The sequence below is a fragment of the Flavobacterium saccharophilum genome (assembly GCF_900142735.1).
Classification (GTDB): Bacteria; Bacteroidota; Bacteroidia; order Flavobacteriales; family Flavobacteriaceae; genus Flavobacterium; species Flavobacterium saccharophilum.
Genome location: NZ_FRBY01000001.1, coordinates 691,579 through 712,116, shown reverse-complemented (window position 1 = coordinate 712,116; position 20,538 = coordinate 691,579). Strand labels below are relative to the sequence as shown.

The 20,538-nt window shown below is 34.2% G+C and carries 18 protein-coding genes and 2 tRNA genes; 10 read left to right on the top strand and 10 right to left on the bottom strand.

All coding sequences use genetic code 11. The features are described from left to right. The first annotated feature begins 1 nt into the window (after position 1). The 6 genes from BUA98_RS03035 (at position 2) to BUA98_RS03010 (ending at position 3,506) form a co-directional block, all read left to right on the top strand. Positions 2–427 (top strand): hypothetical protein, encoded by a 426-nt coding sequence (locus BUA98_RS03035; protein ID WP_072970160.1) that lies wholly within the window; start codon positions 2–4, stop codon positions 425–427. 2 nt (positions 428–429) lie between these two features. Then, positions 430–855, top strand: coding sequence for a SufE family protein (locus tag BUA98_RS03030; protein ID WP_072970159.1), 426 nt, complete (start codon positions 430–432; stop codon positions 853–855). Between the two features lie 2 nt (positions 856–857). Next, complete coding sequence (locus tag BUA98_RS03025; RefSeq protein ID WP_072970158.1) at positions 858–1,559, top strand: hypothetical protein; 702 nt, start codon at positions 858–860, stop codon at positions 1,557–1,559. 3 nt (positions 1,560–1,562) lie between these two features. Further along, complete coding sequence (locus BUA98_RS03020; protein WP_017494560.1) at positions 1,563–1,886, top strand: SUF system Fe-S cluster assembly protein; 324 nt, start codon at positions 1,563–1,565, stop codon at positions 1,884–1,886. Between the two features lie 80 nt (positions 1,887–1,966). Further along, the gene (locus tag BUA98_RS03015; protein ID WP_072970157.1) at positions 1,967–2,476 is read left to right on the top strand and encodes a DUF2480 family protein; all 510 of its coding nucleotides are present in this window, start codon (positions 1,967–1,969) and stop codon (positions 2,474–2,476) included. 79 nt (positions 2,477–2,555) lie between these two features. Further along, positions 2,556–3,506, top strand: a complete 951-nt coding sequence (locus BUA98_RS03010; RefSeq protein WP_072970156.1) for a DUF3078 domain-containing protein — start codon at positions 2,556–2,558, stop codon at positions 3,504–3,506. A 154-nt stretch (positions 3,507–3,660) separates the two neighbouring features. Here BUA98_RS03010 and hflX read toward each other — a convergent pair whose 3' ends face one another. The 7 genes from hflX to BUA98_RS02975 all read right to left on the bottom strand — a co-directional run bounded on the left by hflX (position 3,661) and on the right by BUA98_RS02975 (position 14,194). After that, positions 3,661–4,896, bottom strand: a complete 1,236-nt coding sequence (gene hflX / locus BUA98_RS03005; protein ID WP_072970155.1) for a GTPase HflX — start codon at positions 4,894–4,896, stop codon at positions 3,661–3,663. A 152-nt stretch (positions 4,897–5,048) separates the two neighbouring features. After that, positions 5,049–5,915 (bottom strand): hypothetical protein, encoded by an 867-nt coding sequence (locus tag BUA98_RS03000; RefSeq protein ID WP_072970154.1) that lies wholly within the window; start codon positions 5,913–5,915, stop codon positions 5,049–5,051. Positions 5,916–6,052: 137 nt separating this feature from the next. Further along, positions 6,053–7,402 carry a DUF5689 domain-containing protein gene (locus BUA98_RS02995; protein ID WP_072970153.1) on the bottom strand — a complete coding sequence of 450 codons (1,350 nt, stop codon included), beginning with the start codon at positions 7,400–7,402 and terminating at the stop codon, positions 6,053–6,055. Between the two features lie 20 nt (positions 7,403–7,422). Beyond that, positions 7,423–10,260, bottom strand: a complete 2,838-nt coding sequence (locus BUA98_RS02990; RefSeq protein WP_086065132.1) for a carboxypeptidase-like regulatory domain-containing protein — start codon at positions 10,258–10,260, stop codon at positions 7,423–7,425. A 204-nt stretch (positions 10,261–10,464) separates the two neighbouring features. Beyond that, on the bottom strand, positions 10,465–11,682 hold the full coding sequence (locus tag BUA98_RS02985) for an MFS transporter (RefSeq protein ID WP_086065130.1): 1,218 nt from the start codon (positions 11,680–11,682) through the stop codon (positions 10,465–10,467). A gap of 261 nt (positions 11,683–11,943) precedes the next feature. Further along, positions 11,944–12,984 carry a Gfo/Idh/MocA family oxidoreductase gene (locus tag BUA98_RS02980; protein ID WP_072970152.1) on the bottom strand — a complete coding sequence of 347 codons (1,041 nt, stop codon included), beginning with the start codon at positions 12,982–12,984 and terminating at the stop codon, positions 11,944–11,946. A gap of 136 nt (positions 12,985–13,120) precedes the next feature. Further along, positions 13,121–14,194, bottom strand: coding sequence for an NADH:flavin oxidoreductase/NADH oxidase (locus BUA98_RS02975; protein WP_072970151.1), 1,074 nt, complete (start codon positions 14,192–14,194; stop codon positions 13,121–13,123). Between the two features lie 201 nt (positions 14,195–14,395). Here BUA98_RS02975 and rseP point away from each other — a divergent pair, with 201 nt between their 5' ends. The 4 genes from rseP (at position 14,396) to BUA98_RS02955 (ending at position 16,473) form a co-directional block, all read left to right on the top strand. Next, complete coding sequence (gene rseP, locus BUA98_RS02970; protein ID WP_072970150.1) at positions 14,396–15,742, top strand: RIP metalloprotease RseP; 1,347 nt, start codon at positions 14,396–14,398, stop codon at positions 15,740–15,742. Positions 15,743–15,827: 85 nt separating this feature from the next. After that, positions 15,828–15,901, top strand: a tRNA-Asn gene (locus tag BUA98_RS02965). 38 nt (positions 15,902–15,939) lie between these two features. Then, positions 15,940–16,013 (top strand) — tRNA-Asn (locus BUA98_RS02960). 178 nt (positions 16,014–16,191) lie between these two features. Continuing rightward, positions 16,192–16,473, top strand: coding sequence for a GIY-YIG nuclease family protein (locus BUA98_RS02955; protein WP_072970149.1), 282 nt, complete (start codon positions 16,192–16,194; stop codon positions 16,471–16,473). 206 nt (positions 16,474–16,679) lie between these two features. Here BUA98_RS02955 and BUA98_RS02950 read toward each other — a convergent pair whose 3' ends face one another. From BUA98_RS02950 to BUA98_RS02940, 3 genes are all read right to left on the bottom strand, one after another. Next, positions 16,680–17,369 (bottom strand): tetratricopeptide repeat protein, encoded by a 690-nt coding sequence (locus tag BUA98_RS02950; RefSeq protein WP_072970148.1) that lies wholly within the window; start codon positions 17,367–17,369, stop codon positions 16,680–16,682. A gap of 262 nt (positions 17,370–17,631) precedes the next feature. Further along, on the bottom strand, positions 17,632–18,828 hold the full coding sequence (locus tag BUA98_RS02945; RefSeq protein ID WP_072970147.1) for a C1 family peptidase: 1,197 nt from the start codon (positions 18,826–18,828) through the stop codon (positions 17,632–17,634). A gap of 457 nt (positions 18,829–19,285) precedes the next feature. Next, the gene (locus tag BUA98_RS02940) at positions 19,286–20,449 is read right to left on the bottom strand and encodes a BamA/TamA family outer membrane protein (protein WP_072970146.1); all 1,164 of its coding nucleotides are present in this window, start codon (positions 20,447–20,449) and stop codon (positions 19,286–19,288) included. Positions 20,450–20,538: the final 89 nt, after the last annotated feature.

Sequence of the window (20,538 nt, the reverse complement as noted above, 5' to 3'; positions counted from 1 at the left end):
TATGAGAATACTATCTTTATTACTCCTGACAATTTTCTTCGGAACAGGCTGTTCAAGCCAAAAACTTGCTGATATGACAACAACACAAATGGAATATTCTGCGGTTTCGAGAGGAGTCTACAAAAAGATCGTTGTTCAGAATAAAACAGTTTCGGTTACCAATGGCAGAGACACACAACCGATAGAAAAGAAAATCACCGATGCAAAATGGAAACAGATTGTAACGGAGTTTTCTAAAATAAAATTAGAAAATATTCCAACCTTAAAAGCACCAACTGAAAAGCGATTTTATGACGGTGCGGCAATTGGTAATTTAAAAATAACTCAAAATCAAAAGACGTACGAAACCACAGGTTTCGACAATGGTTTTCCTCCAAAGGAAATAGAAAAATTGGTAAATTTGCTAGTTGATTTTGCTAAAGAATAATTATGACAATAAAAGAGATACAAAACGAAATAATAGACGAATTCTCAATGTTCGATGATTGGATGCAACGTTATGAATACATCATCGAATTAGGAAAAAGTCTTCCGTTAATTAATGAAGAGTATAAAACTGACGAGAATTTAATCAAAGGATGCCAATCGAAAGTTTGGTTGCACGGAGAACAAAAAGATGATAAAATTGTCTTTACCGCAGATAGTGATGCGATTTTAACGAAGGGAATAATCGCGATTTTAATCCGTGCGTTCTCCAACCAAAACGCAGAAGATATCATAAATGCCGACACTGAATTTATTGATGAAATTGGTTTAAAAGAGCATTTATCAGCAACACGTGCAAACGGATTAGTTTCGATGATTAAAAACATCAAAATGTACGCTTTGGCTTTTAATGCTAAAAATAATAACTGAGTATGAAAATTAATCTTTGTTTAATATTTTTAATAGTAGTCAACTTTGTTTTTTCTCAAAATAAAGAGAAAGCAACACATACAATTAATTTTAAATACGAACAAAGACCAAACTGTGTTCTGGTAAAAAAGGGATTATATGCTAACAAACAATATCTGGAAGCAAATTTTCCTAACTTAAAATTTGAACTTGTTGAAAATAATCAAACATCAACAGGATTTATTGCTTTAAAAGAGTTCTCTAAAGATGATTTAAAGAAACTTTCGAGTTTACTATCACATACATCACGTAGTATTGAAGGATCATACGATCCGGTTAAAAACTATACAAAATTTGTAATCAAATTAGATATAGACTATTTAAACAACTCATTCGCAGAAATTTTAAATACCAAATTTAGAAAACACAGTTACTCTTTAAAAATAGATTATAACAAGAAGAAAATTAAATATCTATCTTCTTCTTCGGCATATGAAGAGACATTTGATGAAAGCGTGAAAGAAATCAAGTTTACGGCAAACAATTCTTTAAACGGGAAATTTATTTATAAAACAAACAATAGAATTTACACAGATTCCGTAGAATTAAATGACCAATATAATAGTAAAATAACACCTTACATTTTATTCTCTAATACGGACCTTGGAGTTCAAAAAATAATCAATGTAGAATATACTATTGATTTAAAATCACATAGCAAATAAAAAATGGAACAAGAAATTGACACAAACGAATTAGGAGAATCAATCGTAAAAGTTTTAAAAGGCATTTACGATCCGGAGATTCCTGTAGATATTTACGAATTAGGATTAATTTACGACGTAATGGTTAACACCGATTACGAAGTAAAAATCTTAATGACATTAACATCTCCAAACTGCCCGGTTGCGGAAAGTTTACCAAGAGAAGTTGAAGAGAAAGTAAAAACAATCGAAAACATTAAAGATGTTGATGTTGAAATTACTTTTGATCCGCCTTGGAGTAAAGATTTAATGAGCGAAGAAGCAAAATTAGAATTAGGAATGCTTTAATTAGTCATAAAGTCTAAAGTCATAAAGTTCGAAAGTTAGGGACTTTATGACTTTGGACATTTGACTTTAAGACTTAAAGAATGGAAGAAATCATCAATAAAGTTGCCAATAGCGTACTAGAAGTATTTGATTTGGAAGATTACTATCCAAAGGGAATGCGTGTGCAAATTGACATCTCGCAATGGCTTTTAGAAGGCTTTTTATTGAAAGAAAAAGACTTTAGAGAGCATTTAAAAAATCACGATTGGTCGCAATATCAAGATCAATATGTGGCAGTAAATTGCAGTACAGATGCAATTGTTCCAGCTTGGGCATTAATTTTGGTAAGTGTTCACCTGGCGCCTTACGCAAAAAAAGTAGTTAACGGAACTATCGAAGATTTAGATGCAAGTTTGTACGAAGAAATCTTAAAAAACATTGATTATTCGTCTTATAAAAACAAACCCGTTATTGTAAAAGGCTGTTCTAAAAAACCGGTACCAATGCGTGCGTATATTTTAGCGACTACCTATCTGCAACCTTTTGCCAGAAGTATTATGTACGGAGAAGCCTGTTCAGCGGTTCCATTATATAAAGAAACTAAGAAATAACTTTCTTTTACAGGCAATAAACCCTGAACCTTTTGACGGTTTTTAGTATATTTGTTAATACACTTCTAAACTAAAAACTATGAGAAAGCTAGCGTTATTACTTTTCGTTTTAGTAAATTTCACTTTTGTACAAGCCCAAAATACCGAAAAAGAGTTAATTCAGAACACTGAAAAAGCAGTAAAAAAAATTAACGACACTATTGAAGGAGAAGGCTGGAAAAAGAAAGGAACTGTATCTCTTTTATTAAATCAATCGAGCTTTAATAACTGGATTGCCGGAGGAGAAGACAGTTTCTCAGGAACTTTAGGAATCAATTACGATTTCAACTACAAAAAAGACGATATAACCTGGGATAATAAAATCTTAGCGTATTACGGTCTTTTACAAACTAAGAATTCCGATTTCTCAAAAAAAACCGATGACCGTTTAGAATTCAATTCAATTGTTGGAAAAAAAGCTTTTGGACAATGGTATTACTCATACTTCCTTAATTTTAGAACTCAGTTTTCAATCGGCTACATTTACGGTCAGGATGCTAATGGAAAAGAAATCAGAACTGAAAACACCAAATTCATGTCTCCTGGATATCTGACAACTGGTCCTGGTATCTACTGGACAAAAGATGCCAACCTAAAAATCAACTTTGCACCGTTAACTTCAAAATTTACTTTCGTAGACAATGCTTATACCACAGGAATCAATCAGGCAACTGGCTTACCTTATGTAGATGGAGATTATTTTGGTGTTGATGAAGGCAAAAGTATGCGTTACGAATTAGGTTTTTATGCTTCAGTTTATTACAAACTGGCCATTATGACTAACGTAACAGCCGAAAATACTTTAAACTTATATTCTAATTATTTAGAAGATCCTCAAAATGTTGATATCGATTACTCGCTAAATATCGTCATGAAAGTGAACAAATTTTTGTCGGCCAATTTATCATTCCAGGCAATTTATGACGACAACGCCTATCAAGGTCTTCAAACCAGAGAAGTATTTGGTCTAGGACTTAATTTCGGATTCTAATCTGTAAATTTTACCGCAAAGAGCGCAAAGATTTTTATATTACATTATCATAAAACTGCAAAGTTCGCAAAGCTGGATCAACATCCAGCTTTGCGAACTTTACATTTATAAATAAGCTTTGTAAAAAACCTTTGCGCTCTTCGCGGTAAAAATTTTATTCTTCTTCTTCTTCTTTTTCTATTGCATCTTTATAATCCGGATACAAAAACTTATTATAAGGGAATCTGGTGATATGAATCTGACGAACTGCCTCGTAAACTCTTTCTCTAAATTCTTCAAAGTTTTGTTTATTGGTAGCCGAAATGAACAATGCATTTTCTTCTCCCAAACGATGCATCCAGGTTGATTTCCATTCATCAAGCGTATAATGTCTTGGCGTTTTCTCTGTCATTAAATCATCTTCATCAATCGTCAGGTGTTTGTAGGCATCAATTTTATTGAAAACCATAATTACTGGTTTTTCATGTGCTTTAATATCCTGCAAAGTCTGATTTACAGAGGCAATATGATCTTCAAAATCAGGATGTGAAATATCTACAATATGCAAAAGCAAATCAGCTTCGCGAACCTCATCCAATGTACTTTTAAAAGAATCTACCAATTGCGTTGGCAGTTTTCTAATAAAACCTACGGTGTCAGAAAGCAAAAATGGTAAGTTTTTGATCACCACTTTTCTAACTGTTGTATCCAGCGTTGCAAACAATTTATTCTCAACAAAAACATCACTTTTACCAACCGCATTCATCAAAGTCGATTTTCCAACATTGGTATACCCTACCAGCGCCACACGTACCATCGCACCACGATTACTACGCTGAACACCCATTTGTTTATCAATCGTTTTGATTTTCTCTTTCAATAACGAAATTCGGTCACGAACAATACGTCTATCCGTTTCAATCTCCGTTTCCCCAGGTCCACGCATACCAATACCTCCTTTTTGACGCTCAAGGTGTGTCCATAAACCAGAAAGTCGAGGTAATAAATAGATACATTGCGCTAATTCAACCTGTGTTCTTGCATAAGAACTTTCGGCTCTTTGTGCAAAAATATCCAGAATTAAATTGGTTCTGTCTAAGATTTTACAATCAATAATTTTAGAGATATTTTTTTGCTGTGAAGGCGACAATTCATCATCAAAAATTAAAGTTGATATATCGTTTTCTTTTACAAAAAGATTGATTTCTTCAATTTTTCCCGTTCCCATAAAAGTCTTCGGATTCGGGCGTTCCATTTTTTGCGAAAAACGTTTGATCACTTCACCACCAGCGGTAAAAGTCAAAAACTCTAATTCGTCAAGATATTCGTTAAGTTTTTCCTCACTTTGATTTTGAGTTACAATACCAACAATGGCTGTTCTCTCAAAATTTATAACTTCTTTTTCTAACATAGCTTTGAATAAGGTGCAAATTTAATGATTTGTAGCACACTAACCCTTATAGAATATTGTTTTTAAGTTCTATTTAAGAATTTGTCGCTTTAAAAAAACAAAACCATTTAGAAATTACTCTAAATGGTTTAATCTAACTAAAGATAGTGTTTTTATTCGTAGATAAATGTTTTCTCCGTTTTTACGATTCCGTTCTCTTCGATCTGAGTACAGAAAATTGGAAAATTCAATTTGTTATATTTATACTTTCTGCTTACAGCAACCAAAGCTGTAGAGGAAGGACTAAAATTCACTTCATTATTATAAGATATTGCTTCAAAGCTAAACTCATCTTCGTGGTAAGAAATCATTGGTACAATTACTTTATAATTATCACCAAACAAACTCTGAACAATAAGTTGATCTACTGATTTTTTATCATCAAAAGTATAGGTTTTAGAGATTTTATCTCCCACCAATCCTCTGTGTCTTACCACATTATCATTAGTATAAGCATATTCAATTTTACCAATAATAGCTTTGTTTCTGTCGCGTGAAGTACGTCTTACAATAATACCATTTTCAACAATATACTCAATATCGTCAACTAAGTTTTGATGGTTGGTACTTTTTTTAGTAGTTACTTTTATTCTTGCTCCTTCATAAAAAAAGGTCACCACTTTTGTAATATAATCTGGGCCTTCCTGATATTTTTTTACAAATTTTGTGATATTATTATCTGCATCATAAGTGTAGTTTACAACTTCTTTCCAGTCACTTCCCACCTTGTCTTTTACCGTCATGTCCAGCAATCCTGCTTTGTTGTAGAAGAAATGCTGTACAACATCTGAAGTGGTAATCGTTTGTATTTTACCATCTTTAAACACGACAGTTTTGTTTATAATTTCACCATCTGTAGAGTTTTGATAGTTTGTTTTTATAATATTGATTTGCTTTAAACGGACAGGTGCAGTATTGTCCTGGCTATGCACTAAGCATGGAAGTACCATCATCAGGATGGCGATAAAGTAGGTTTTCATAATTTAAAGTTTGTATTTGGGATGACCAAAATACAAAATTCCATCAAATTTTAACAGTTTAAATCTCAAAAAAAATACGCTATCAAATTATTCTCCAAAAAACCAATACTTTAAACTATAATCAAAAAAAACAAAACCTACTTTTCACCGAAAACTTTAATGTCATCAACCATAAAAGCACCGTTTAAAGTTTTATCTTTTCCTGAACCAATATATTTAAATGCAATATGAATGTTTCCTGAATAAGCTGATAAATCTACTGCACCAGAGCTTATAAATGTGCGTGCCGGTGTGGACAAAGAAGGAAATTTTGCTGCCAGTTTTGTCCATTTAGCTTTGGTAATACTTGAGCCGTCAAAATTTTCTGAAACATAAACTTCTAAAGAATTTAATGCTGAATCCATCTTCAAATCATGCTGTGCACTTCTAAAAGATAATATTGTATTTTTATAACCTGTCATATTAATTTTAGGAGAAACAAGCCAGGCAATGTTTTCTGCAGCTGTTGTACTTGTCGTATTAAACTCGGCGTAGCCGTTCCCTCCATACACCATGCTTTTCCATAATTTTGTAGCTTTTTCAACAATATTACTCCATCCGGGCAGTGCAAAATTTACATTATTTTTTACGGTTTGAAAATCTTCCGAAAAAAAAGGAATATTTCTTTTTCCATTCATCACGACATCTTTTTCTGATCGAATCATCATTTGATAATCTGAACCAAATTTGGTCAGAATACCACGAACCTTTCCGCTTCCTTCAGGTACTAAATGATCTGAAAAACTGGCATAACTGCTTGTTCTAAAAATAATCTGATTTCCTGTCTTATCACGCAAATTCCAGTTTGTCGAGCCTCCTACATTATTAGTTTCTTCAAAATAATGACGCCCCAACGCTCCTTCAGTGAACTCTACATCACTAAGTTCTACCAAAGTATTTAATTTAGTATCGTCTATTGCTTCTTCAATAGAAATTTTCTTTACCAATAGATTTTCATCAATCATAGTGCATGAAGCAGTCAAAATATTTTTATAATCATTCTGCGAAATCCGGCCAATAGTTGGATCTCCTGCATTGCTCACATTCAAACTTCCTATTCGTAATCCGCCGTAAAATAAATCTGTAAATTGGTTTTTTAATTTCACGTACACTTTGTTTCCAACACGATAATCGATATAGGTATTTGAAGCATCCAAAGGCACACTAAAACCTGTTGCCGAAATTCCTTCCTTTGGTAAAGTCTGAAACGAAATGGTCTTAAAAAAGTTCCCGTCTTCATCACTCGACACTACGTAAGCCTCTATAATATCATCATAAACGTATTGTTTCGCAACAGGGCCTGCAAGTTCATGCACTTTTTCGACTGTTTTATTCACAGTCAAATCGGGTTGGGTACATTCTAATTTTGGCGTTTCAACATCGTTATTACATCCACAAATAAGTAATAATGAAAGTGCAAAATTTGACTTTAAAAATATCTTTTTCATAACAATTCTATTTTTCAGGTTTATAAACCGATCGTAAGATTTACAAAATAAGTTCGACCGTATCCATAATAATATTTTGGTCCAAATGATGGTGTACCGCTAGAAACATCTTGATTTAGAGCCCTAAAATTGGCATTTCTTGCCTGCTCAAAACCGCCAGTTTTATATATGGAGTTCAAGGCATTATTTACACTTGAAAAGAGTCCTATATATTTTCCATGAACGCGCCAGGATTTTCCTCCTGAGAAATTCAATAATGTAATCGGGTTAAATTTTTCTTGTTTTAATAATGCATCTCCACGTTCTTTTGTGGCTTCCGGAAAAGGAAAACCATTCGCCGGATTGATATAAAATTGCGCCGTTCTCGCAATCGGAGAAATATCAATATAACTTTCTGAGAGATAATTTATGTTCGCACCAATCCACCAAAATTTTGGATCTCTGTATTCCAATCCAAATGAATAGGCTTGCTGTGGCATTCCGGCCTGTTTGTAATTTTTAATGTAAGCCTTCCCAAAATCAAAAGTGGTTTGTTTGTCCACTTTTACAGCATTTGCGTCATTCGTAATCAAAACATTAGGATTACTGTTAAATGTATAATTTCCATAAGCAGCAGCTAAGGTTGATTTTAAAGTAGATGAAATCTGATATTCAAAGCTTAATTCGGCTCCAACATTTTTCTTGTCCAAATGCGTTAGTGTCTGACTTACAAAAGCGTCAGTCGCATCATAACCGGCGCCGTTATCAAAAATACCTTCGGCATAAAAAAAGGAAGTTTTTGTACTATTTTTAATCAAAGTGTAATAAGTGGTGAAACGCATTTTTAGTTTGGGCGAATGATAAACGTAATTACCTTCGGCACTTGAAATATTCTCGCTTTCGATTCCGTCAACAATTGAATTATTTAAGCGTGAATTGGAGAATGTATTTCGGATGGATGGTGCCCGTGTTAAATGTTCTCCATTAAAAAACAAGGATTGTCTTCCCGAAATTTTATAGGTAAATCCACCTTTAAAGCCAAAATTTTCAAAATTTACTTTTTGGCTTTTGCCAAGAGACGTTGTTGAATAAATTCCGTTTTGATACAAACCTTCCCGTTGATAATTGGATACAGAATACGATTGTGCCAAATAAAAATCCGTTTTTTTATAAGCAAATCGAAACTGAGTAAAAGCATCAATTGTATTGCCCAAAAAATTATAATTGTAACCGTAAATATCGCCGTCTTTTACTTTCCGATTTGGATGCTGTAAATCCGATTGTGATTGATTCCCTTTATAAAATGGATCAATATCTTCGAAAGATTCACCTCCGAGTAAATCTAAAAGATATTGAAAATTATGCGATTTCAGGTTTCGAAAAGTAGCTCCTCCATCAAAAAAAATATTCTGCGTTAACTGTGAATTCAAATTAGAACTTACTGCAAAAGTTTTATCATCCGTTCGATCTTCATATAAAACATAACGACTTTGTGTGGGTTCAAAATCAAAACTATTTTGCTCTGAATTTGGAATTTGTTTTTGATTGGCGCGATACATTGCACTCCAGTCTATTTGATAATTTTCTAAAAATGAGATTTTACTTTTTTCTGCATTTTCATAGTCAGGAGTAAAAGCACCTGAAAATTCTCCCTGATCTTTTGTGTAAAGCGAAGTGAAATAACTTGTCAATTTTCGGTAGTAAGTTGGATCTGGGCTGTCTGTTTTTTGATAGTCTATATTACTATTTCCGACTTTCCCAAACTGATAGATTACGCTTGAATTGAGATTTGTTTTTTCATCAATTTTAAAATAATGATTCAGCATTAAAAGTGGTTCTTCCACTTTTTTAATTCTTGCATTTCGCTTTTCTCCATTCTGAAAACCCCAATACGAATTGTATTTTTCGTTTGTTAATTGGGTAACTTCATCTGTGTTTGCCGAATTTTTTCCTCGGGAATTTGGGGTATAAAAACCTGTAAAATTTAAAGCTTGTTTTGCATTTAATTTTTTCTCAACACTTATAAATAAAGACTCTGCCTTGAAGTTTGTTCCCTCAAAAAAACCTTCATCCGACCAACGTTTTCCTGCTGAAACTGCATATGCCCAGCCGGAAGCGTTCATCCCCGAAGCATACGTTCCAATGGCGCGCCAAGTGTATGATGTATTACTTCCGGAAAACGTTAACTGTCCTCCTTTTCTATACATTGAAGCTCTCGTAAAAATTTGCTGTGCCCCTAAAATCCCTCCGAAAGTGTAAGTAGAAGGGGCAGTTCCGACAGAGAATTCCTGATTGCGAAGAACATTATTTAAGCCTCCCCAATTGTTCCATTGTGGTCTGCCATCATAAAGTTTATTCATGACCATGCCGTTGAGCATCATGGTTCCGTTTTCACTATCAAGTCCTCTAACTCTAAATCGGGCCTGACCCCAATTGAAAGCTGAAGCTTGCATAAAAGCATCTTTTGAAGATTGCAAAAGCCCTGAAGTCATTTCAGATGAACTATTATCATCCGTTAAATCACTATCCAATAAAGTAATTAAAGCAGCTGGCGTTTCATCTGAAAAATTATCTTCCAGCTGTAATATGCCGAGGTTCACTTTAAATCCAAAATTGGATTCCAGTTTTAAAAGCAAATCTTTGTAACCCTGACTGTGAATTAATAGCAACTGTTCTCCCTTTATTGGAGAATGCAGTTCAAATCTTCCGTTGGCTGATGTAAGTTGCGTTAGAGAAGAATTTTGAATAGAAACCACCACATTCTCTATTGGAGCTTGTGTTTTGGCATCAATCACAAACCCAAAAAAGGTCGTTTCTTCTTGCGCAAAGAGTTGAATAAAAGGCAGAAAAACAAAAAAGAGTAAGTACTTTTTTATCATAAAAACACAATTTACTTTGAATAATGATTTAAACTAAAATGGTTAAACATTTCAATTCTGATTCAAAGGACAAACTGGTTTTTGGTCTAAATAAAACTCCGTGAGACAAAAGTTTTAAAATTCAAATATAAACAAAAAATTATATTTATAAGTTATTTCCTATAAATAAATATGTGTTTTTTAAAAAAGTTGAAAGAATTTTTATTAGGGAACTCTAATTTTAGAAACCATAAAAGCGATCAGAACACCAAAGATTCCGATAAAAGCAAAGGAGAATTGAAGTCCGAAATTTTGAGCAATATGCCCAATAACAGGAGGTCCCATTAAAAATCCGAGGAAACTAACACTTGAAACTATCGTCAAAGCTTCACCTGGTGGAACGGTTGGATTTTTTCCGGCCATACTGTAAACTGTCGGAACAATAGTCGCTACTCCTAATCCGACAGCCATAAAAGCAATCGTACACGGAATAATATAAGGAAGAAAAACAGCTGTAAAAAGTCCAGCCGAAATCATAACTCCACTAATTTGCATTACGCGTTCACGACCAAACTTGTTGATTAAACCATCGCCTAAAAAGCGTCCGCTGGCCATCATGATCATAAACGAAGTATATCCTAAAATCACTAAAGGTCCGGGTGCTTGTACAATATCTTTAAAATAAACACCGCTCCAGTCAAACATTACACCTTCACTCGCCATACTGCAAAAACCAATTACACCCAGCCAGATTAAGGTACTGTCCGGTTTTACAAATAACTTTTTTCCTTCAGAGGTTTTATGTTTGATTTTTTCTTTGGCTCTAACCAAAAATTTAAAATTAAAGGCAACCATAACGATTACAATAGCTCCAACAATCATAAAATGGTGCAATGGCGATAGATTTAAAGCTAACATTCCCAAGCCCACCAAAGCGCCTGTGAATCCGGCGAAACTCCACATGCCGTGAAACGAAGACATAATTGTTTTTTTGAAAAGTACTTCAGTATAAACGCCTTGTGTATTTACGGCAATGTTGGCTAAATTTCCAAACAATCCAAATAAAAACAAACCTACAGACAATTGAAAGGCTGTTGTTGCCAAACCTAAATTGGCCAGACACAAAACATACATTATTAAGGAGAAAACTAAAATACGATGACTACCGAATTTTGTAACCATTTTTCCTGAAAACGGCATGATTACCAATTGTCCCATTGGCAGGGCAAAAAGTATAGAACCCAAATCACCTTCGGTTAGATGCAAAGCGGTTTTTATATCCGGAATTCGGCTTGCCCAGGTTGCAAAACTTAACCCCATTCCGAAATAAAACATTCCCACGGCAAAACGAATACGGTTTAAATAAGAAGCTTTTGCTTCTCTATAGACTTTCTTGATTTTCCCTTTGGTTTGGAATAGTGATAACGGATTGAAGTTGATCAAAATGATGGATTTTTGGATTGGTAGTATAAAAATACAAAAAATGTACTTTAACCACTAACGAAGACAGAAGTTCGTGAATTTATAACGTTATATGTTTATAAGTTACAACGCTACAAAAGTTTTAAACACATAGAAACATAGATTTATTCTCCAACTATAAAAAAGGCGTTTCACTTGTCAAAAAGACACATAGCTATGTGTTTTTAAGCAAGTGAAACGCCTTCTGTAGACACAGAAAACTATGTCTCTATGTGTTTAAATTTATAAGTTAATTAACCTCTGTTCGGCACTACTTGCAATAGCAGCTTCAATAATCTGCATCACTTTTACACCATCTTGTGCCGTAACGGGTTCTGGTTTATTGTTTGCAATGGAATCATAAACGCCATCAAAAAAGGAAAAGTAATTTCCCTGAAGGGTTGGTATTTTTTCGCGGATAACTTCTCTGTTGATTTCTGTATGTAATAATCCTTGTAAGGCTTCCGATTCAGTTCCCCAAGATTCTAAATTTGGTTTTTTACCGATTTTCAATTCATCTTCCTGAACATCGCCGCGAGGTTTTAAGAAAGAACCTTTTTTACCGTGAATCGTATAGGCAGGATTGGCTTCTCTCACAAAAAAGCCTGCTTTTAACCTCACTCTGAAATTGTCATAAATCAATAACAAATCAATCCAGTCGTCTACTAAAGAATTTTCTCTGGTATAACGAATATCTCCGAAAACCGATTTTGGAGAACCAAATAAACAAACTGCCTGATCAATTAAATGTGGACCTAAATCTTTAAGGATTCCTGCTCCGTCATTGGCTGTTTCTTTATGCGCTTTTGGGCTTAATAAAGGATTATATCGGTCAAAATGGAATTCAGCTTCAACCAAATCTCCTAAGACACCATCTTTTATTACTTTCTGGATGGTTTTAAAATCACTGTCCCATCTTCTGTTTTGAAAAACGGCTAGTTTTAATCCTTTTTCTTTTGCGATTGAAGCTAATTCTTCGGCTTCAGCCACGGTTGTTGTAAACGCTTTTTCGACCACAGCATGTTTTCCGGCCAAAAGCACTTTTTTAGCATATTCATAATGGGTTCCAACCGGTGTGTTTACGATTACCAAATCGACATTGTCTGCTAATAAATCGTCGATGGTTGGATAACTTTTTACATAAGGATAATCTTCCTGAATGAGGTTTTTACTTCGTTCCCAGGAACCTAATAATTCAAATCCGGGGTGAATGTCTAAAAATGGAGCATGAAAAACTTTCCCCGACATTCCGTATGATAATAGTGCTGTTCTTATTTTTTGCATTTTGTAATTTTTATTAAAATAAATTTTAATGTTTTTTTTACCATTAAGATATTAAGAAAATTAAGTTTTGCTGCTTAAAGAAAAATTAAGTTCAAAGCTTAATGGATCTTAATGGTTCAAATTAAAACCTTATGGTTTATTTAATTTTAGCGCGTTCGTATTGTTTTGGCCATTGAATATCGTCATTTAAATCTCTGGCGAAATCTAAAGGCAAGTTAGGATTTCTAAGTGATTCTCTGGCGAATAAAACTAAATCCGCTTGATTGTTTTTTAAAATTTCTTCGGCTTGTATGGCGTGCGTTATTAAACCAACTGCTCCGGTTAAAATATTAGCTTCTTTTTTGATTTTTTCTGCAAACGGAACCTGATAATTGGGATGCAACGGAATTTGCTGATATGAAACCAATCCACCAGACGAAACATCGATTAAATCTACTCCTTTTTCTTTTAAGATTTCAGAAAGTTTTACTGATTCTTCCGGACTCCATCCGCCTTCTGCCCAGTCCGTTGCTGAAATTCTAACAAATAATGGTAAATCCGAAGGCCATTCGGACTGAACTGCTTCTACAATTTCTAACGTAAATCGGATTCTATTTTCAAAACTTCCTCCGTAGGCATCGGTTCTGTTATTTGTTAAAGGAGAGAGAAACTGGTGCAACAAATAACCGTGTGCGCCATGAATTTCTACAACCTGATAACCGGCTTCAACCGCTCTTTTGGTTGCCGATTTGAAATCAGAAATTACTTTTTGTATTCCGTTTTGATCCAATGCTTCCGGAAGAAACGGTTCATCATCGTGATACGGAATCGCACTTGAAGAAACCGTCTGCCATCCGCCCTGAGCGAAATCTAACTTTTTATTGCCTTCCCAAGGAGCTGTAACACTCGCTTTTCGACCGGCATGTGCCAACTGAATTCCGGGAATTGCATTTTGAGAAACGATAAATTGATTAATTGTCTTTAATTTCTGAATGTGTTCGTCTTTCCAGATTCCTAAATCGGCTGGCGAAATTCTGGCTTCAGGAGAAACTGCTGTAGCCTCCTGAATGATCAGGCCCACGCCTCCGCTGGCACGACTTCCTAAATGAACCAAATGCCAATCGTTTGCAAATCCGTCAACTGCTGAATATTGACACATTGGCGAAATAACAATTCTATTTTTTAAAGTAATTTTTTTTATAGTAAGTGGAGAAAATAATAATGAAGCCATATAATGTAACTTTTAATGGTTTTAGGCTACCAATTAGGTACGATAGCCTATAAAAAAGTAAAGTTACAGCATCTTAATAAAAGGAGAAATCTAAATGTTTATTAATTAACAAACATTTAAAACCTTATGTCTTATATTGCGCTATCAAATTAAAATAGAAACGTTACTTTTGTGCGTTAAATTACGAACTAAAAATACAAAATGGATATAGTTATCAAACTCTCTCAATTTCTATTGAGTTTATCTTTACTTATTATTCTTCACGAATTAGGGCATTTTATCCCTGCTAAATTATTTAAAACCAGAGTCGAAAAATTTTACTTGTTTTTTGATGTTAAATATTCGCTTCTAAAAAAGAAAATTGGCGAAACAGAATACGGAATTGGTTGGTTACCATTGGGAGGTTATGTAAAAATCTCCGGGATGATCGACGAAAGTATGGACAAAGAACAAATGGCGCTTCCACCTCAACCGTGGGAATTCCGTTCTAAACCGGCATGGCAACGTTTGATCATTATGTTAGGTGGTGTTACAGTAAACTTTATTCTTGCTTTTATTATATATATAGGAATGGCGTTTGTTTATGGTGATACTTATGTAGCCAATGCTGATTTGAAAGATGGTGTTTGGGTAACCAATCCTGCAATTGAAAATGCGGGAATTCAAACAGGTGATAAAATCATTGCTGTTAACGGTCAAAAAATAGATCGTTACGATGATATTGCTAAAAATCTGTTCATGGCAAAAGATGTCACTGTTGAAAGAAACAATGAAATAAAAACAATTAAGTTTCCTATTAACATTATTAATAAAATCAGCAACTCCGGAGTTAAGCGTTCTTTGGTAGAAATGAGAATTCCTTTTGTGGTTTCTGGCTTCGAAGAAACTTCACCAAATAAAAAAGCAGTAAAGCCAGGCGATATATTAACTCATATTAATGGAGTTCCAGTTAAATATGCTGATGAAGTAGCCGCTCAATTTAAAAATTTTAGTGGAAAAACGATTCCAATAACTATAAAAAGAGGAGATCAGGTTGTTCAGAGTACTTTAAAATTCAACAAAGAATCTAAATCGGGAGTAGCTTATGCTTCAAGATTACCATATTCTAATCTGGAGAAATTAAATCTTTATACGATCAACCGTCAAAAGTTTAGTTTTGCAGAGTCAATTCCGATTGGAATTGAAACTGGTGCTAACGGATTAGTTGAGTACGGAAATCAGCTTAAAACAATCTTCAATCCAAAAACAGAAGCTTATAAAGAAGTAGGTGGTTTTGCAGCTATTTTCAACATTTTTCCAAATACCTGGAGTTGGGAAGCGTTCTGGACAATCACCGCTTTATTGTCAATTATGCTTGGTGTTATGAATTTATTGCCAATTCCAGCACTTGATGGTGGTCATGTGATGTTTTTATTGTACGAAATAATTAGTGGCAAAAAACCAAGTGACAAATTCCTTGAAAACGCCCAAATGGTTGGTTTCGTTCTACTTATAGCACTACTTTTATTTGCTAACGGAAACGATATTTACAAGGCGATTGTCAAGTAGAAAAAATAATTAAAAAAAGAGTTAAAATATTTTTGGTAAATTAAAAAATCGACTATATTTGCACTCGCTAAAAAGAGCAACAACTTCCTCCTTAGCTCAGTTGGTTAGAGCATCTGACTGTTAATCAGAGGGTCCTTGGTTCGAGCCCAAGAGGGGGAGCAACTTTTTTTAGCAAACATATTTACCTTTAAGGTGATTCCTCCTTAGCTCAGTTGGTTAGAGCATCTGACTGTTAATCAGAGGGTCCTTGGTTCGAGCCCAAGAGGGGGAGCTTATTAAATACCACTTTACAATTTGTAAGTGGTATTTTTTTTTGATATTTACTCAAAAGGATCTTGTTAATCAGAGCCCCGATAGCTATCGGGGTTGGTTCGAGCCCAAGAGGGGGAGCTTATTAAATACCACTTACAAATATAAGTGGTATTTTTTTTTGCTATTACTCCATTAATATGAATTGCGTTTACATTCTACAGTCAATTAAATTGAACCGATTTTACATTGGATTTACATCTGATTTCAATGCCCGAATTGAATTTCATAAAAATGCTGAATGTCACAAATTCACAGCAAATGCTGATGATTGGGTATTATTTTTAAAAATACCGTGCGAAAACAAAACCCAGAGCTTAAATATTGAAAAACACATTAAGAAAATGAGAAGCAAAACTTATATTGAAAATCTTATTAAGTATCCAGATATAATTCTCAAACTCAAGGAAAGATATAAGTAAACTGTTAATCAGAGCCCCGATAGCTATCGGGGTTGGTTCGAGCCCAAGAGGGGGAGCTTATTAAAAGACTATCATAAAAATGATAGTCTTTTTTTTTGTGCTATTCCAATATTATATATTCTAACAAGGGAAAATTAGAGTTCATTATTAAAAAAAAGACTATCATAGAAGTGATAGTCTTTTTCTTGCTCTGAGAATACGTGGAACTATTCTTTCGCAATTCTATTATTTTGGTTTTTACTTTCAAACAATACCATCATCTCATTGGCTTTTTCTGTTTGGCCTGTCTCTTTCAATGACTGTGCATATCTATAATAATAAGACGCTTCTGAACTTGGTGCCAACTCCAGTAACTGTGCATAAAACTTGGCAGCCTCCGTCATGTCTCCATTAAAATAATGTTTATCTCCTACCTTTTTGAGCATGTCTGCTGAAGCATAACCTTTGTCTACCACTTTCATATACGTTTTGGTGAGGTCTACAGTAAGGTATTTTGCTTTTTGGGCTGGTGGGATCACCTCAACTTTTACGGGTTTTATCGTTATGACTGTGTCCTTAATGTTTTTGGAGAGCATTCCTATTTCCGTTGGTTTAACTTTTGCCTTTCTATAGACTGGTGTTACGGTTCTTGTATTGTTTGGTCCAAGATCATAGGTATTTACCATATCTAGTTTTGAAACATCGTATTTAGTAACTCTTCTTCCAAAAGACATATTAATGGTTTCTTCTACATGATAGTAATCCAATACAAGATTATCACCAGATTTGTTGTCAGTTTGTGAATGTGCATTTGCTATTGGCGCAATGACAGGAGCGTTAGAAGTAGCACGCTGTGCAAAACAGCTCAAAGAAAAAACACATGCAATTGTTGTAATTCTAACTGCATAAGTTTTCATGATGATTAGATTAATTTATTCTGAACCTTAAAATAATAGTAAAGGTACTTATAGTTCCTTTTTTTATTTTATTATACCCATAAACAACCTTAAAAACCGTTAAAGTGCTGTTTTTCAATAAAAAAACTCGTCAAACGGTAAACAAATTAAAATTATATGAAAAGCTTACGCTTTCTATTCTTTTGGCGACTTTAACTTAAAACAAAAAAAGCGCTGACAATTTTACTTGCAGCGCTTTTTCTATTTTAAAGAAGTCTTAAAACTAAACCCCTAATTTCTTAGCAAGGTCAGTTGGAATTCCGCCTTTGTTTACCATTAAGGCAGTTGTTTTATACTTCACAAAGTTTTTAGTAACAAACAAGAAACCTTTGTAGTCGTTTGTTTCTCCCCATGAATTTTTTACGATATAATATTCTCTTCCGGTTTGATCCTTTGCAAGACCAATAATATGCATTCCGTGGTCGTCTGTTGTTGTGTAATTATCAAAAGCAGCCTGACGCATCTCCGGAGTAATTTCCGGCTCTGGTTTTGGTCCGTTGAACATGTCTGCTTTTTCCTCAGCAGTCATCTCATCAAATTTCTTTGTTGGAACATAAGCTACACCATTTTTCCAGCTAAAGCTTTTCTCACTTACGTCAGTTGCCCATGCTACTGTGTATCCTTTTTTCAGCGCATTGTCAATAACATCAGTCATGTCATTTACCTTTACGTTGTAAACCTGATCAAATGACCAGTTGTCCGGCACCATCATGGTTGTTTTTTGGTAATATGGAGCAGTTGTAAAAGACGACATTTCTACATATTCATCAGGATTAATTCCAACAACTTCTTTAGCAAAAGATTGTGGTGTATAATTTTTTCCTTTGTATGTAAAGTTTTCCGGCACTTTTCCTAAATAAGAATCGATTACTGCAGCATATGCTTTTTGCCAGTTTGGAGTTAATTCTCCATTTGGATTTTTAACTACAGCAGCCAAAACGCCTTCGATAAGTGCTGCCATTTCTCCAAATTTATTTTTATCCGTTCCGTAGTTTAATCCTGTGTACACTTCTCTTGGAACGGCTCCGTATTTTTTATACATGTTCGTTACATCGTGCAATGCACCTCCGTCACCTAAAGTTACGGCACCATGCATACGAACGTAATTAATTCCTTTTTCAACATATACATTTCTCGCTGAATAAATCTGAGATAATTCTACAGGTTGTTTTCCTAAACGAATCATTTCTGATTCTAAAAAGGAGTTTGTAGCATAACTCCAGCACGTTCCTGAAGAACCTTGTGTTTTTACAGAAGTTGTTCCCAGGTTAATTTGCTCTGTGAATTTAAAGTTCTCTTTACTTTTATCACTCGCATTCATTTTTAGTGAATTCACTAAAACGTCTTGTGCAAAACAGCTGCTCACACCAACCAAAAATGCTGATGCTACGAAAACTGATTTCATCGTAATTTTATACATAATCAATGATTTAAATAGTTAACTTATTAGTAACCTTTAATTAATTTTTGTTACAAATCAATTAAATATTAACTAATAAAACTATCCCTTTGCCGTTAATTTTTACACAATATTTTTATTAATCTATAAAACCTTACAAAATGTGTAATATGTTAATTAGATAATTTGTCAATTAGATAATTAGATAATTTTTGTTTGAGTAGCATTAAACACTCACACTTCTTGTTGTACTTATAATCATACAAGTAAATCAACTTCAAAACAAAAACCCCGATGCTAATTATTTCATCGGGGTTTTTGTTTGTATTTATACTAAAGATTTATCACATCCAATTGATTCCAAAACAATATAATAAGCCCATTGTTCCGGTCCTTAGATTACATCAACTCCATCAGGAATCTTTCTCTTTCCTCTTGTCTCTTGTCTCTTTTTTCTATTTTCTATTTTCTTTCCTCACTAGCGCATCCAATTACTTCCAAAAACAATATAATAAGCCCATTGTTCAGGGCCTTTTGCCACATCGACTCCCATTCTTAATTTGAATTTACGAGCCAGTAAATATCTAAAACCAGAACCATAACTATAAACCACCGGTTTAGCAAAAGCCTGATCCCAATCATCAAAAGCACTTGCCAGACCACCATACGCCATAAGACTCCATCTTCGGTATACATCCCATCTAAATTCGGCTTCTGTAACTAAACTTGTTTTTCCCATGTACCTGGCAGCCGGAATTCCTCTTAAGTTTATTCCGGGTAAGAGGTAAAATGGCGGACTTCCAAAGGCCTGTTCTCCTTCAATCCTAAGACCTCCAATTAATTTTTTTGAAAGTGGATAATAGCCAATCGCCGATAAATTGACACGCCAGGAGTTATAATCAGAACCAATAGCCTTATCTGACCAGAAAAAATCAGATTGTACCCGAATCCCTTTATCAGGAGTAAAGATATTATCGCGACCATCAAACTGAAGTGCACCTCCTAACTGACTGACCAAACTATTTATGTCTTTTGGCTTGACAAAAGAAGGCGGGAGATTGAGGTTTAAATCAGGTAATGTTATATCTGAATTTAGAAATAAATATTGTGGCCCGGCACTCCATTTTGCATTTCTAAACTGTTTTAACCACTGTGTATAAAACATAGTGGACCTAAAATTAAGTTTAAATTCTATGTCGTCTCCACTCGGCATATTTTCATAAAAAGACAGATTCAAGTCGCCATAGGCAGCAAATACACGGTATAAAATTTTTGGTTTTATTAAAGTACTGGAGCGAAATGCTCCTGCCATCCAGCTTTTATTTCCGGTATACATTCCGAGCCCTCCGGTAATATCAGGATTTATAAATCGTTTTTTACCGTTTTCATCAATTACCGGTGCATGCTTTTTAAGAAAAATAGGAGCAACAGCCCCTCCAATTCCACCCAAAGCAGGCTCTGTTATAATGGTCGGAATCACAATAAAACCGTGCGCATAAATGATATAATCGCTTAAATCGACAGCATGGTCTAAAGAATCTCTTAAACTAATATGCTGTTTCTGTCCCATCATCATATTGAATGACAAAAGAAAAAAAACATTTGCGAGAACCATTTTTCGGAAGAGCTTTGTGTTTTTCATATTAGAATCTCGATATTTTATATTTAAACCAACCTTAGATTTTATTCGCACTCGATAAAAACACTCTCAGATTAAAAACAGTTTTCAAA